Below are 13,583 nucleotides of genomic sequence, written 5' to 3' on the forward strand. Positions count from 1 at the left end.
GAATATTAATCCTGAAGGAGTACTATTTATGACAAAAGCAAACTTTGATATTTTTCCTTTTCATCCTGTTTTATTTGATGTTATTGACAGATTAAAATTCAGTTATCCTACAGAAATACAATTAAAGGTTATCCCGGCAGTTCTGGATGGCAATAGTGTAATTGGACAGTCACGTACAGGATCAGGCAAAACTCACGCTTATTTACTTCCATTGTTTAATCAGATAGACAGCAATAAACGAGAGGTTCAATTCGTGATTACTGCACCTACCAGAGAACTGGCAACGCAATTACATGATGAAGTAAAAAAAATTATCCACTATTCCGGAAAAGACCACCAATGGATTTCAAAATTGCTTGTTGGCGGAACTGACAAACAAAAAATGATTGAAAAGTTAAAAGAGCCACCACATATTATTGTGGGGACTCCTGGAAGAATTCTGGATATGGTTAAGGAAGAAGCTGTTTCAATTTATTCTGCAAAATCATTTGTTATTGACGAAGCCGATCTCATGCTTGATCTAGGCTTTATTAATGATGTGGACCAACTATTGGTACGAGCAGATAAAAATATACAGCTGCTTGTATTTTCTGCAACAATTCCGCAGCGATTACAGCACTTTCTGAAAAAATATCTGGAGAATCCATTATATATTAAGGTTGATGATCACTTTTCACCAGAAACGATGGAACATCGACTTATCGATTTAAGGCATCGAAAAGAAGCGGATATAATTTTAGAAATTACCAAAACAATTCAGCCTTATTTAGCGATCATATTTACTAACGGCAAAGAAATTGCAGACAAGCTGGCGGCTGATTTGCAGGAGAGAGGAATCGATGCTGGTTTAATTCATGGGGGATTACCTCCTAGAGAAAGAAAGCGGGTTTTAAAGGATATTCAAAATCTCCGTTATCAATATATTGTAGCGACAGATTTAGCTTCAAGGGGAATTGATATTAAAGGTGTCAGCCACATAATAAATGCACAAATGCCAAAAGAAGAAGAATTCTATATTCACCGTGTAGGCAGAACTGCCCGAGCTGGTATGGAAGGGACAGCAATAAGTTTTTATCAGGAAAGTGATATTAAACTGATCGAAAAGCTGGAGCAAAAAGGTCTGAACTTTATTTACGCTGATGTGAAGCATGGGCAGTGGCAGGATGCAAAGCCGTGGAATGAACGTTCATTGCGTACGAAGAAAACAACAGACATAGAGAAAGAAGCATGGAAACGTGTTCGAAAAACAACTAAGGTTAAGCCAGGATACAAAAAGAAAATGAAAAAACAGCAGGAATCCATAAAGAAGCAGCTTAATAAAAAAAGTAAATTCAAAAAATAAAATCATAAATTGGGGGAGAATGAATTGTTGAAAATAGGATCACATGTATCTATGAGTGGAAAAAAAATGCTTCTTGGCTCAAGTGAGGAAGCAGCTTCATATGGTGCAAATACCTTTATGATTTATACTGGAGCACCACAAAACACGAGAAGAAAAGCAATTGAAGAATTGAATATTTCAGCAGGAAGTGAACATATGGCTGAAATGGGCATTGCAGATATTGTAGTCCACGCACCATATATTATAAATATTGGAAATACAGTTAAACCAGAGACTTTTGATCTAGGGGTTAATTTTCTGCGAAGTGAAATAGACCGTACTGAGGCAATTGGAGCTAAACAAATCGTTCTACACCCAGGCGCCCATGTTGGAGAAGGTGTCGATAAAGGAATCAACAAAATTATTGAAGGGCTGAATGAAGTACTGGAAAAAGACAAAGATGTTCAGATAGCTCTGGAAACAATGGCAGGTAAAGGAACTGAAATAGGAAGAACATTTGATGAATTAGCCCGCATCATTGATGGTGTAACTCATAATGAAAAATTATCTGTATGTATGGACACATGTCATATTCACGATGCTGGATACAATATTGTTAATGACTTTGATGCTGTATTGGAAGAATTTGATAAAATAATTGGAGTTAATCGGCTGAAAGTAATACATGTTAATGATAGTAAGAATGAACGTGGAGCACATAAGGACCGTCACGAAAATATAGGTTTTGGACATATAGGTTTTGATGCATTACATTATGTTATCCACCATCCACAGCTGGAAAAATTACCAAAAATTTTGGAAACCCCTTATGTTGGACCGGACAAAAAGAGTAAAAAAGCACCATATAAATTTGAAATTGATATGGTAAAAAAAGGTAAGTTTGATTTGGATTTAAAGGACAAGATTGTAAATGGCTAGAAAAGAAAGCTGTTCCATCAGGATCGCTCCTGTTTTTGGAACAGCTTTTTTAATAAAATAAATCCTCAAGGCCATAAGATTTTATCATTTCCTCAAACAGTTTCTCTGCTTTTTTTGCGGTTTGGAGATTTGTAATCCTCGAAAGTTCTGTAAGCATTTTTCTTCTATCATTTTTACTAAATGGGTCTACCGGTGTCTGTTTTAGGTAGGAAACAATATTTTCAGCTTCTTTTCTGCTGACTGAGAATCCATATTGCTTTCCATAATATAGTAATTCTTCGGATGAAAGCGTCCTTAATTTGTTCTTAATAAATTCTTTAAAGATGGACATAAATTATCCTCCCTTTTTAAAGGATACTGATGTAATATATGCAGATTTAACAAAATAATGAACTTGACCTGGGCAAAATGTCTTCCACAAATTAACATACTTATAAATGAAATTTATCCATAAACTATAAACGCACCTCAAGTCAGAAGAAAGGGAGGTCTAAACATGGATGATTATAAAAAGTTTAAAAATAAAGAAGTAGAAGACCCACCGAACCATGGAGAGCAAATGAAGAATAGAGACTTCGTGGGAGTTGAACCAGACAGCACGAGGGACGAAGAGTTTGCTGCAGAATTAACAGCTGATGATTATAATAGTGCCAATGCGGATTCTGATGTTAACAGCACATTTGGCTGGATCGGTATAGCACTTTCAATCGTATCATTTTTTATGATGCCAATAATTTTGGGGGCAGCTGGGATTATATTGGGGTTTGTCTCAAGAAGTCGTGGTGCGGACACTTTGGGTAACATTGCCATAGCGGCAGGTGCAATTTCGATTATCATAAGACTGTTTATACTTCCATTTGTTTAGGGTGAAGGAGGCTGATTATTCAGCCTCCTATTTATTTTGTATTAAGACTCGCCTTAATAAAGTGGAAAATAATAATAATGGCCAGTTTGGAGTTGGAAAGGGTCAGTTTCGGGATTAGCAAGCCGGAAATCTGATATGATTTGGTTTACGTTCAGTATTTCAATATCATTATTGTTTATTTTTTCAACGATGGATAGAACTGTTTCGCCGGATTTCACTTTAATATGGACTATTTCGAAATCAATTTTTACTGTCTGTTGGATTTTAGGTGAATTATTGTCCGGGATATTATAACCGGACATAATATCCTTATAAATGCTTAAGAATAATAAAATTAAAAAAATGTACAGGGAAATTCTTTTGATGAAATACATATTATTTACTCCTTTTAATGAAACAATTTATAATGTTAATACGTACCTATAGATAAGTGGGGAGGAGGAAGTAATATGGAATTGTTTAATTATGATTGGATTGGGTTCGTAATTACAGGTTTTGCCACCTTATTTCTTATTGGAGAAGTCTTAGTTAATGCGCGTGGACTATTTGCGTTATTGGGAATTGGATTTATTACGGTTTATTTTGGTGTGTATATGGAAACAGGCTCTTTTATCCTTATGCTTATTATATATTTCACTGGATTATTACTTATTATTGTCGATGGAAAATTACTGAATGATGGGACACTTGCCGTTCTGGGAACAGCAAGTATGCTGACATCAGTCGCATTAGCGGCACCGAACCTGACTGCAGGATTGTATGCTGTTATTGGTGTACTTATCGGAGGAGCTGCTTCATTCTTTTTCCTAAAAGTATTTAAACGAAGGAATATGTGGACAAAAATAACATTAAAGGACCAGTTAACAAAAGAAGCAGGTTATAATTCCATGAACATGGACTATGAACAACTATTAAATCAGGAAGCGGTTACTCTGAATGATTTGAGACCAGTTGGAACAATCAGCATCAACAATAAAGATTACAGTGCCGTCTCTAATGGACAATGGATTCCTAAAAACAGTAAGGTTCGGATTGTCCAGGTAGACGGAACGAAAATACTTGTTGAAAAAGTTACTGAATAGTGCAAAAGCAGATAATTCTCATTTGGGTTTTAAGAGAATTATCTTTTTTTATGGGGAATTCCCGCGGAAAAAAACTGTAATGTACTGAATTAATGAGAATGATATACAACCATATAGGGTAGTTAATAATAAGGAGTAATAAAAGCTTTGTAAATTTAATGTAAATTATTGATTATAATCCTTTACAAATGATTAATAATCATCTAATAATGGAAAAGGTATGTGAGTATTAACATCAATGAAGGGATGGTAGTAGCATTGGATATCGATATACAGACACTTATTTTTGAGTTTATCGGCGGTCTGGGTATTTTTCTTCTAGGTATTAAATTTATGGGAGACGGACTTCAGAAATCAGCTGGTGATCGCTTACGGGACATTCTTGATAAATTTACAAGTAATCCTTTTATGGGTGTATTAGCTGGTATGATTGTTACAATATTAATTCAAAGCAGTTCTGGTACAACGGTATTGACAGTAGGACTTGTTAATGCTGGGTTTATGACTTTAAGACAAGCAATTGGTGTAATCATGGGTGCCAATATTGGTACAACAGTTACGGCATTTATTATTGGAATTGATTTAGGTGAATATGCTTTACCGATACTTGCAGCAGGGGCTTTTCTGATATTCTTCTTTAAAAATCAGAAAGTTACAGCGATTGGACAAGCAGTTTTCGGTTTCGGGGCATTGTTCTTTGGTTTGGAATTAATGAGCAGTGGGATGTCTCCATTGCGCAGTTTGGAGGCTTTTCATGAACTGACAGTAAACATGAGTGAAAGTCCGATTCTAGGTGTTGTAATTGGTACTGTGTTTACTTTAATTGTACAAAGCTCAAGTGCAACAATCGGTATCCTTCAAGGATTATTCTCAGAGGGAGCAATTGAATTACGAGCCGCTATTCCAGTATTATTTGGTGATAATATTGGTACAACGATAACAGCTGTTTTAGCAGCGATTGGGGCGTCTGTAGCTGCGAAAAGAGCAGCATTTACACATGTAATATTCAACCTGTTAGGTGCTACTATTTTCTTAATCTTTTTAGGTTTGTTCACGAGTTTTGTATCCTTTTTACAAACACAATTCAGCTTGAACCCTGAAATGACCATCGCGTTTGCCCATGGTAGTTTTAACATAACAAATACGATTATTCAGTTTCCATTCATTGGTGCATTAGCGTGGATAGTAACAAAACTTGTTCCTGGGGAGGATACAATCGTCGAATATAAGCCAAAGCACTTGGATCCAATTTTTATCCAGCAATCATCAACTTTGGCACTGGGCCAGGCAAAAGCAGAAGTTGTTCGGATGGGTGAATACGCTGCAAAAGGGTTGGAAGAAACTAATTTGTACTTGACTACCCAGCATCAAAAACATTCTGAAATGGCTATGCAAATTGAAGGTGCTCTAAATAATCTGGATCGCAAAATAACAGACTATTTAATTGATGTCTCTTCGGGTTCCTTGTCGGAAATTGAGAGTGCTGAACATACAGCATTAATGGATTCTGTTCGTGATGTTGAGCGGATTGGAGATCACTTTGAAAACATTATTGAGCTTATTGATTACAAAATATCAAATAAGGTTTATTTAACAGAACAGGCGCAGGAAGACCTGAATAATATGTTTGATTTAACTATTTTGACTGTTAAGCAGGCAGTTAAAGCACTTGACCAGTCAGATAGAGAAGAAGCATTGGCAGTGGTTCAGAAGGAAGAACAAATTGACAAAATGGAACGTACTTACCGTAAAAAACACATTATACGAATGAACGAAGGGCTGTGCAGCGGCTCAGCAGGGATCGTATTTGTGGATATTATCAGCAACCTGGAACGTATTGGAGACCATGCTGTGAATATTGCCGAAGAAGTACTTGGTGAATAGTTAGCAGCGGGAAGGGGTGATTACTCCTTCCCGACATTTTTTTTCAATACTTTCATTCACATTCTTTAATTTTGTTTTTATTTTTAAATTTTATTGTTGAAATCTATTTTTGAAAGTGCTATTATATATATTGTCGCTCAAGGCCCTTACATAAACTGTTTTCATTCATTTTTAAAAAGATATTGACAGAATCTATCGTACATGGTAAATTATATTTCGTTGTTAAAAAACATTTAATACGGTGATTAAATAATATTTGATTATTCATCACTGATATCACTTGCAACACTACGAGCACAATATATTAGATTATATTACCTTGAACAACTTATATCAGATTATTCCACAGTAGCTCAGTGGTAGAGCTATCGGCTGTTAACCGATCGGTCGTAGGTTCGAATCCTACCTGTGGAGCCAAATATGGCGGTGTAGCTCAGCTGGCGAGAGCGTACGGTTCATACCCGTGAGGTCGGGGGTTCGATCCCCTCCGCCGCTACCATATAATTTATTACGGCGGTCGTGGCGAAGTGGTTAACGCACCGGATTGTGGCTCCGGCATACGTGGGTTCGATCCCCACCGGTCGCCCCATAAAATATAATAGTAAGGACCCTTAGCTCAGTTGGTTAGAGCTATCGGCTCATAACCGATCGGTCGCAGGTTCGAGTCCTGCAGGGTCCACCATTAAAACTCGGAGGTATACCCAAGTCTGGCTGAAGGGATCGGTCTTGAAAACCGACAGGCGGGTCAAACCGCGCGGGGGTTCGAATCCCTCTACCTCCTCCATACATATTTTACGTATAAATCGAAACTATTTAAAATGCAAGAACAGAATTTAAATTAATACTAATATATGGCTCGGTAGCTCAGTCGGTAGAGCAAGGGACTGAAAATCCCTGTGTCGGCGGTTCGATTCCGTCCCGAGCCACCATTTTGATAACAAGCTAATGGCTTGTTTTTTTATTTAATGTTTTAATCTAAATCAGATGGGAATAGAATAGAGTGAGGTTTCCTGCAAAGTCTTTAGAATGCAAATAATTTGCAAGTGGTATAAAGCTTTGATAATCTTACTTTAAAAGGGTGAATTTTCAATCCTTTTTAATAATAATATTATTAGGAGGAATTTTAGACATGGCAAAATTTGAATTACCAGAACTACCTTATGCATATGATGCATTAGAACCAACTATTGATAAAGAAACGATGAACATTCACCATACGAAGCATCATAACACTTATGTTACGAAATTAAATGGAGCTTTGGAAGGACATGCTGATCTTCAGGATAAAACAATTGAGGACTTAATCAGCAATTTGGAAGCAGTACCTGAAAGTGCACGTACAGCTGTACGTAATAATGGCGGAGGACATGCTAACCATAGCCTTTTCTGGAAAGTCCTTTCACCAAATGGCGGTGGAGAGCCATCTGGAGAACTAGCAGATAAAATCCATTCCAAATTTGGCAGCTTTGACAAATTCAAAGAAGAATTTGAAAGTGCTGCAGCTGGCCGCTTTGGTTCTGGCTGGGCATGGCTTGTATCCAATAATGGTGAAATTGAAGTAACAAGTACACCAAACCAGGATAGCCCATTAATGGAAGGTAAAACACCATTGCTAGGCCTTGATGTTTGGGAACATGCTTATTACCTTAAATATCAAAACAAACGCCCGGATTATGCAAAAGCATTCTGGAATGTTGTTAACTGGGATGAAGTTGAAAAAAACTATCAAGCAGCTAAAAAAATATAAGTTGTTCTTTTACACGCAGAAATCTAAATGATTTCTGTGTGTTTTTCTGCATATTACTTTTGGACTGGTAAAAACAGGTGTTATGTGCTGCTATCACAGTATTTTCTTTCCCGCAGTCCTATTTTCCCACCGATTAGGGATTAAATTTATGTACATATATTTCGTATATCTGATACTAATTTGTTCACACTAAAAGAGACAAAGGAGTATTAAGATATGCGAAAAAGTTTGCAGTTTTACCAGGATAAAATTGATGTAAGCAAGGATTTGCTTTTTTTATTAGTTATTGGCGGTCTCTATTCATTGGGGATCTTTTTATCGAATACGTTTGTAAATATTTATTTATGGAAACAGTCCGGTGATTACATTACAATTGCGATGTATAATTTAGCTATATGCTTATTTCAGCCTATTGCCTTTATTCTAGCTGGAAAGCTTGCAAAGAAAGTAGACAGGGTAATTGTTTTAAGACTAGGGGTAATCTTTTTATCTCTATTTTTTTTGAGTGTCCTAATTATTGGTGAGAAAGCATCTACCTATAACTTTTTGCTCGGAAGTTTATTGGGGATTGGTTATGGTTTTTATTGGCTGGCCTTTAATGTATTGACATTTGAGATTACTGAGCCAGATACAAGAGATTTTTTTAACGGTTTTTTAGGAGTCCTGCAATCCTTTGGAGGAATGATTGGTCCATTATTAGCGGGGACGATTATTGCTAAAATGGAAGCAAATATTGGATACAGGACTATTTTCACAATTTCCTTTATTCTTTTTATCAGTGCTGTTGCTTTCAGTTTTTTCTTAAAGCGGCGCCAGGCTGAGGGCAGTTTTCATTTCAGAAGAATATTGCAGGAAAGAACAAACAATAAGAACTGGGGAAGAATTTTACATGCTCATGTATTTCAGGGGCTCAGAGAAGGGATCTTTCTTTTCGTTATTTCTATTTGGGTCTTCCTGATAACGAAAAGTGAATTTGCTCTAGGGATGTTTAATTTATTTTTATCAGGACTTTCATTCGTTTTTTATTTCATAGCAACAAAGTTTATAAAACCGGCCTTACGCAAGAAAGCAATACTTGTTGGTGGCTTGATCCTTTTCTTTTCTATATTTTTAATTTTGTTCAATATAAACTACACACAGCTGATAATATACGCAATTGTAATTGGGATTGCCTATCCGATTATTAATGTGCCTTATGTGTCCATGACATATGATGTAATAGGAAAAGCATGGAAAGCAAAGGATATGAGGGTGGAATATATCGTAGTCCGAGAGCTGTTTGTAAATTTAGGCAGAGTAATTTCCATTGTTGTATTTCTGGTAGCAGTTTCACTCGTTGAAGCTGAAAAAGTGATCCCTATACTCTTAATTATATTTGGATCAGGTCACCTTTTTATTTACTTCTATATCAAAAATATTTACCTTGGAACCCAGCAAAAGAAAGAAGTTATGATAAAAGAACAAATACCAGATGAAAAAAATAGATAAACCCCTTAGAATCCTTTCAAAAAAATGCTATAATTGTATGGTATTTATTTAAAGAGGATGTTCAAAAAGATTTCAATCGGGGGAGAAAATATGGAAAAAAAGAAAAAGAAAAAAGCACAGCTTCCCTTTCGTTTAAATATATTATTCTTTGTTATATTTTTATTATTTTCCGTTCTGATACTTCAGCTGGGTGTTGTACAGATTTTAAATGGGGAAGACTTTCAGAAGGAAATTGACAGGACAGTACAGGATACAACGAAGATCCCTGTTCCGCGGGGGAAGATTTATGACAAAAATCATGATGTTGTTGTTGACAATAAACCACTATACTCGATTACCTATACTCCACCAAAAGGGGTACAGGCCAAAGACAGGCTGGATGTTGCAAAAGATTTGGCAAAGTATATTTCTATGGACAGTCCAGAAGTTTTAGAAGGAATAACGGACAGAAATAAACGAGAATATTGGTACCTGGAAAACAAGGAGGAAGCTGTAGGCCGTTTATCTGATGAAGCAAAAGAGGAACTCGATGATACAGATGAATATAATGAAACATTAAAACTGATAACAGATGATGAAATCGATGATTTTACCAAAGAAGAACTCGAAGTAATTGCTATTAAAAAGGAACTTGACAAAGCTTATTCGCTTACACCGCAAATTGTAAAAAATGAAAATGTTACTCCAGAAGAATATGCAAGGGTAGCAGAACATTTAGACGAACTTCCTGGTATCAATGCTACGACTGATTGGATACGGGAATACCCTTATGGAAATACGTTTAAAAGTATGCTTGGATCCATTACAACACAGGAGGAAGGAATTCTAGCAGAAAAAGAAGAATATTATTTAACAAGAGGTTACAGCCGTAATGACCGTGTAGGAAAAAACGGCCTTGAAGAACAATACGAAGAGGTTTTACGAGGAAGAAAAGAACAAATACAGTATACAACTGATAAAAGCGGCAGGGTGCTGGACTCAAAAACAGTTGTCCAGGGTGAGCGGGGAAAGGATTTAGTCCTTACAATCGATATGGAATTCCAGGAGAAGGTCGATCAAATTGTCCGCGAAGAACTGAATACAGCACTTACACAATATTCAAACCCTGAATTGGAGGACGCGCTCGCTGTCGTCATTAACCCACAAACAGGTGAGCTGCTGGCTGTTTCTGCTCAGCACTATGACAAAAAGGAAAAAGAATTTCAAAATGCTGCATACAAAACATTGTACGATTCTCACCTTCCAGGCTCTACTATTAAAGGTGCGACAGTACTTGCTGGCTATGAATCAGGGGTGATTACTCCAGGGCAGACATTTTATGATCGACCACTGAATTTCCGGAGTTCACCGACAAAGGGATCATGGAGAAATCTTGGTGTAGTTAATGATTTAGATGCATTAAGAATGTCATCAAACGTTTACATGTTTTATATCGCAATGAGAATGGGTGGAAAATACAGCTTTGAGCAGAATGACCGTTTGATATTTACTGAGGATAATTATTTTCAGGAAATGCGCAACTATTTTAAACAATTTGGACTCGGTGTTAAAACCGGTATAGATTTTCCGTATGAAGAAACTGGTTTAGTAGGGGAAACCAAACCAGATAGCTTATTAAACTATGCCATTGGTCAGTATGATACATTTACAACTATGCAGGTTGCACAATATGTATCAACAATTGCCAATGATGGCTATCGTGTAAGGCCGCACTTTCTGAAGGAAATCCGTGAACCATATCCATCTGAAAATTCATTGGGTCCTGTTAAGAAAAGTATTAATACAGAGGTAATGAATCGAATCCAGATGAGTCAGAGCCATATTGAAAGAGTACAGGAAGGTTTTCGCCAGGCATTTCAATCACCTGGTGGTACTGGTTACAGTTATTATGGAGATAAGGATTACAACCCCGCAGGAAAAACAGGCACAGCTGAGAATGAATTTTTTAGAGATGGAAAACTAATTAAAACAATTAATTTAGCACTGGTCGGTTATGCTCCTTATGATGAACCGGAAATGGCATTTGCCATCAATGTTCCTAAATTAGGCACACAATCAAATCAGCACTCAATTAACCATGCTATTGGCGAGAGAATAATGGATGCCTATTTTGATTTAAAGGAAGAAAGGGACAAGGAAAAAAATGAAGAAAATGAAGAATAAGCAAATAGTCCTCAGATCAATTTTGATATTGATCTGAGGATTTTGTGTTATTTAAATATTTTACTTAAACTTAACGAACAGTTAATGTGCTGTTTACAATTCTCAGTTATCATTTAAATAGATAAATTATTTAGGCTGAGGAGAGATACTATGGCAACCCGTGACCAATTCCATGATGAGATGGGAGAAATAAATGAAGAAATAATTGAACTTGCCCAATTAGCCGGAAAAGCATTAAATAATTCCATTCAGGCACTTTATGACCAGGATGTTAAAATGGCGGAGCAAGTAATTACCGATGACAAATATATAGATAAAAAAGAAATTGCGATTAATGATAAAACCATACTGCTCATTGCCAAACAGCAACCCGTTGCGAGGGATTTACGCAGGCTGGTTATTGCCCTCAGAATTGCTGCAGACCTTGAAAGAATGGCTGATAATGCAAAAAACATCGCAAAATCAGCAATCCATTTAGGTGAGGATTATACACCCCCGTTACCAAATGGACTAAAAACAATGCGCGATCTTTCCAATGAGATGCTCAGGACAGCTATCAATGCATTTAAATATGAAGATGTAACTATTGCCCGGAAGCTTTCCGAAATGGATGATGAGGTCGATAAGCTTTATAAATACATTATTAGTGAAATGCTTGGTGAGACTGCAACGAACCCGGATAAAATTCACTATGTTATGCAGATTGCATTTTGTGCAAGGTATCTTGAACGATTTGCCGATCACATAACAAATATTGGTGAGAGTATACTATTCTTAGTAAAAGGTGAAAATTATAATTTAAATTAAAATAAGCAATAGGGCAGCGTAAAGGCCGCCTTATTGCTTATTTTGTAATTGCTTCAGCTATCTCATAAAAGCTCATATCACTTGACAGGTCAAAGCTGCCAAGTTGTACCTTCAGACTGTATTCCTCATCCTGCAGGTATTGGTTGAATTCCTCAGCATCATCAATAATGTTATTTTCAGCCAATGCGTCACTAATTGATGAAGAGGGCATTCCGGATTCAATAGTCAATGTATAATTATAGACATCATTTTGCTTATTATCATCATCTTCTGAAGTATCTTCCTTCTCGTTGTCTGGTTCTTCGTCTGATGTATCTTCTTCATTTTCATTTAACTCATTTTCAGCAGCTTTATTTTCAGAATCAGATGCTTCGGAAGTGTCTTCAGAAGTGTTTGTTTCTGCAGTTTCAGTTGTTCCATCATTAACAGACAGTGAAATATATTCTTCCTCCGTAATTACCCGGTAGCCTTCATTTTCAACTAAAGGAATTAGATCTTCAACGGCTGTTCCTTCTGCCTGTTTTTCTGGATTATCCAGAAAATATATTCCAATAAGCATAATGACTCCTGCGATAAAAAGACCTACTGAAAACGAACGTACAGAATGTTTCATGTGATTCTCCTTCTCAAGCTTTGTTTTTCGTGCCGAAAGTTTTACTTATCTTTTGATAGAATATCTTGCGGCATCAGTTCTTCTTCCAGTATTTTAATTTTCTTCTTCATTTGATATGTATCCTGCATGGTTGTAATAGAAAATTGTTCCAGCTGATTCTCAAGCTCCTCGAATTTATTATTCATAAAATAGGAAACGACAAATAACGCTACTGCAACAATAATGATCGCAAATGCTGCATAAATCAATTTTATTCCCTCCATTTCTGTTCACTACTAGTTATAACATAGAAATGGTAATGAGAAAACAATAAGTTTTTTCCATCTAAATCTTGATAGTTTCCGCAATATCTGCTATTATAATTAGGTCTGAAATGTGATTAAATTTGTACTACCATGCAAGTTTTTAATAGTCTGGAGGGAAAACCATGAGAGTTAACATTACTTTAGCTTGTACTGAAACAGGAGACCGTAATTATATTTCAACAAAAAATAAACGTACCAATCCTGAACGTATTGAGCTTATGAAATATTGTCCACGCCTTAAAAAACACACGCTGCATCGTGAAACAAAATAATTGTACCTTTGAAATAAAACTCTTATCATATCAGTTGATAAGAGTTTTATTTTTTAGGAACTTTAGGTTATAATCCAGCTAACAAAGAAATACTTTT

At 36.2% G+C, this 13,583-nt stretch carries 14 protein-coding genes and 6 tRNA genes; 16 read left to right on the forward strand and 4 right to left on the reverse strand.

What is annotated here, in order from left to right; translation table 11 throughout:
• Positions 1-28: 28 nt before the first annotated feature.
• Positions 29-1,342 carry a DEAD/DEAH box helicase gene (locus CIL03_RS02075; protein ID WP_094883551.1) on the forward strand — a complete coding sequence of 438 codons (1,314 nt, stop codon included), beginning with the start codon at positions 29-31 and terminating at the stop codon, positions 1,340-1,342.
• A gap of 24 nt (positions 1,343-1,366) precedes the next feature.
• Positions 1,367-2,260, forward strand: a complete 894-nt coding sequence (locus CIL03_RS02080; RefSeq protein ID WP_094883552.1) for a deoxyribonuclease IV — start codon at positions 1,367-1,369, stop codon at positions 2,258-2,260.
• Positions 2,261-2,309: 49 nt separating this feature from the next.
• On the opposite strand, the gene CIL03_RS02085 is transcribed toward CIL03_RS02080, so the two are convergent.
• Positions 2,310-2,591 (reverse strand): DUF2624 domain-containing protein, encoded by a 282-nt coding sequence (locus CIL03_RS02085; protein WP_094883553.1) that lies wholly within the window; start codon positions 2,589-2,591, stop codon positions 2,310-2,312.
• A 165-nt stretch (positions 2,592-2,756) separates the two neighbouring features.
• Between CIL03_RS02085 and CIL03_RS02090 the strand changes: the two genes are divergently transcribed.
• Entirely contained in the window at positions 2,757-3,125 is a 369-nt protein-coding gene (locus tag CIL03_RS02090) for a hypothetical protein (RefSeq protein WP_094883554.1), read from the forward strand.
• 53 nt (positions 3,126-3,178) lie between these two features.
• Here the strand turns inward: CIL03_RS02090 and CIL03_RS02095 are convergent, their stop codons facing one another.
• Entirely contained in the window at positions 3,179-3,499 is a 321-nt protein-coding gene (locus CIL03_RS02095) for a hypothetical protein (RefSeq protein WP_094883555.1), read from the reverse strand.
• 75 nt (positions 3,500-3,574) lie between these two features.
• On the opposite strand from CIL03_RS02095, the gene CIL03_RS02100 reads away from it, so the two are divergent.
• The 12 genes from CIL03_RS02100 to phoU all read left to right on the forward strand — a co-directional run bounded on the left by CIL03_RS02100 (position 3,575) and on the right by phoU (position 12,296).
• Positions 3,575-4,207 carry an NfeD family protein gene (locus CIL03_RS02100; RefSeq protein WP_094883556.1) on the forward strand — a complete coding sequence of 211 codons (633 nt, stop codon included), beginning with the start codon at positions 3,575-3,577 and terminating at the stop codon, positions 4,205-4,207.
• 258 nt (positions 4,208-4,465) lie between these two features.
• The gene (locus CIL03_RS02105) at positions 4,466-6,091 is read left to right on the forward strand and encodes a Na/Pi cotransporter family protein (protein ID WP_094884423.1); all 1,626 of its coding nucleotides are present in this window, start codon (positions 4,466-4,468) and stop codon (positions 6,089-6,091) included.
• A gap of 342 nt (positions 6,092-6,433) precedes the next feature.
• Positions 6,434-6,508: transfer RNA gene (locus CIL03_RS02110), tRNA-Asn, on the forward strand.
• Between the two features lie 5 nt (positions 6,509-6,513).
• Positions 6,514-6,590, forward strand: a tRNA-Met gene (locus CIL03_RS02115).
• 14 nt (positions 6,591-6,604) lie between these two features.
• Positions 6,605-6,680: transfer RNA gene (locus CIL03_RS02120), tRNA-His, on the forward strand.
• 16 nt (positions 6,681-6,696) lie between these two features.
• A tRNA-Ile gene (locus tag CIL03_RS02125) sits at positions 6,697-6,773 on the forward strand.
• A gap of 9 nt (positions 6,774-6,782) precedes the next feature.
• A tRNA-Ser gene (locus CIL03_RS02130) sits at positions 6,783-6,875 on the forward strand.
• Positions 6,876-6,944: 69 nt separating this feature from the next.
• Positions 6,945-7,020, forward strand: a tRNA-Phe gene (locus CIL03_RS02135).
• Positions 7,021-7,220: 200 nt separating this feature from the next.
• Positions 7,221-7,838, forward strand: a complete 618-nt coding sequence (locus tag CIL03_RS02140; RefSeq protein ID WP_094883557.1) for a superoxide dismutase — start codon at positions 7,221-7,223, stop codon at positions 7,836-7,838.
• A gap of 216 nt (positions 7,839-8,054) precedes the next feature.
• Positions 8,055-9,326 (forward strand): MFS transporter, encoded by a 1,272-nt coding sequence (locus tag CIL03_RS02145; RefSeq protein ID WP_094883558.1) that lies wholly within the window; start codon positions 8,055-8,057, stop codon positions 9,324-9,326.
• Between the two features lie 90 nt (positions 9,327-9,416).
• Positions 9,417-11,489 (forward strand): peptidoglycan D,D-transpeptidase FtsI family protein, encoded by a 2,073-nt coding sequence (locus CIL03_RS02150; RefSeq protein ID WP_094883559.1) that lies wholly within the window; start codon positions 9,417-9,419, stop codon positions 11,487-11,489.
• Between the two features lie 150 nt (positions 11,490-11,639).
• A complete protein-coding gene (gene phoU, locus CIL03_RS02155) occupies positions 11,640-12,296 on the forward strand; it encodes a phosphate signaling complex protein PhoU (protein WP_094883560.1) in 657 nt (218 codons plus the stop codon).
• 37 nt (positions 12,297-12,333) lie between these two features.
• On the opposite strand, the gene CIL03_RS20030 is transcribed toward phoU, so the two are convergent.
• Positions 12,334-12,909: a hypothetical protein gene (locus tag CIL03_RS20030; RefSeq protein WP_240507980.1), complete on the reverse strand. Its 576-nt coding sequence runs from the start codon at positions 12,907-12,909 to the stop codon at positions 12,334-12,336.
• A 41-nt stretch (positions 12,910-12,950) separates the two neighbouring features.
• On the reverse strand, positions 12,951-13,157 hold the full coding sequence (locus tag CIL03_RS02165; RefSeq protein WP_094883561.1) for a hypothetical protein: 207 nt from the start codon (positions 13,155-13,157) through the stop codon (positions 12,951-12,953).
• 179 nt (positions 13,158-13,336) lie between these two features.
• Here CIL03_RS02165 and rpmG point away from each other — a divergent pair, with 179 nt between their 5' ends.
• Positions 13,337-13,486: a 50S ribosomal protein L33 gene (rpmG, locus tag CIL03_RS02170; protein ID WP_026906199.1), complete on the forward strand. Its 150-nt coding sequence runs from the start codon at positions 13,337-13,339 to the stop codon at positions 13,484-13,486.
• The last annotated feature ends 97 nt before the right edge of the window (positions 13,487-13,583 follow it).

The sequence above is a fragment of the Virgibacillus indicus genome, from assembly GCF_002266285.1.
Taxonomy (GTDB): domain Bacteria; phylum Bacillota; class Bacilli; order Bacillales; family Amphibacillaceae; genus Virgibacillus_K; species Virgibacillus_K indicus.

Excerpts from the sequence above, each read along its gene's own strand:
- CIL03_RS02075 (WP_094883551.1), top strand. The coding sequence starts at position 29 with ATGACAAAAGCAAACTTTGATATTTTTCCTTTTCATCCTGTTTTATTT.
- CIL03_RS02085 (WP_094883553.1), bottom strand. The coding sequence starts at position 2,591 with ATGTCCATCTTTAAAGAATTTATTAAGAACAAATTAAGGACGCTTTCA.
- CIL03_RS02090 (WP_094883554.1), top strand. The coding sequence starts at position 2,757 with ATGGATGATTATAAAAAGTTTAAAAATAAAGAAGTAGAAGACCCACCG.
- CIL03_RS02095 (WP_094883555.1), bottom strand. The coding sequence starts at position 3,499 with ATGTATTTCATCAAAAGAATTTCCCTGTACATTTTTTTAATTTTATTA.
- CIL03_RS02100 (WP_094883556.1), top strand. The coding sequence starts at position 3,575 with ATGGAATTGTTTAATTATGATTGGATTGGGTTCGTAATTACAGGTTTT.
- CIL03_RS02140 (WP_094883557.1), top strand. The coding sequence starts at position 7,221 with ATGGCAAAATTTGAATTACCAGAACTACCTTATGCATATGATGCATTA.
- CIL03_RS02145 (WP_094883558.1), top strand. The coding sequence starts at position 8,055 with ATGCGAAAAAGTTTGCAGTTTTACCAGGATAAAATTGATGTAAGCAAG.
- CIL03_RS02150 (WP_094883559.1), top strand. The coding sequence starts at position 9,417 with ATGGAAAAAAAGAAAAAGAAAAAAGCACAGCTTCCCTTTCGTTTAAAT.
- phoU (WP_094883560.1), top strand. The coding sequence starts at position 11,640 with ATGGCAACCCGTGACCAATTCCATGATGAGATGGGAGAAATAAATGAA.
- CIL03_RS20030 (WP_240507980.1), bottom strand. The coding sequence starts at position 12,909 with ATGAAACATTCTGTACGTTCGTTTTCAGTAGGTCTTTTTATCGCAGGA.
- rpmG (WP_026906199.1), top strand. The coding sequence starts at position 13,337 with ATGAGAGTTAACATTACTTTAGCTTGTACTGAAACAGGAGACCGTAAT.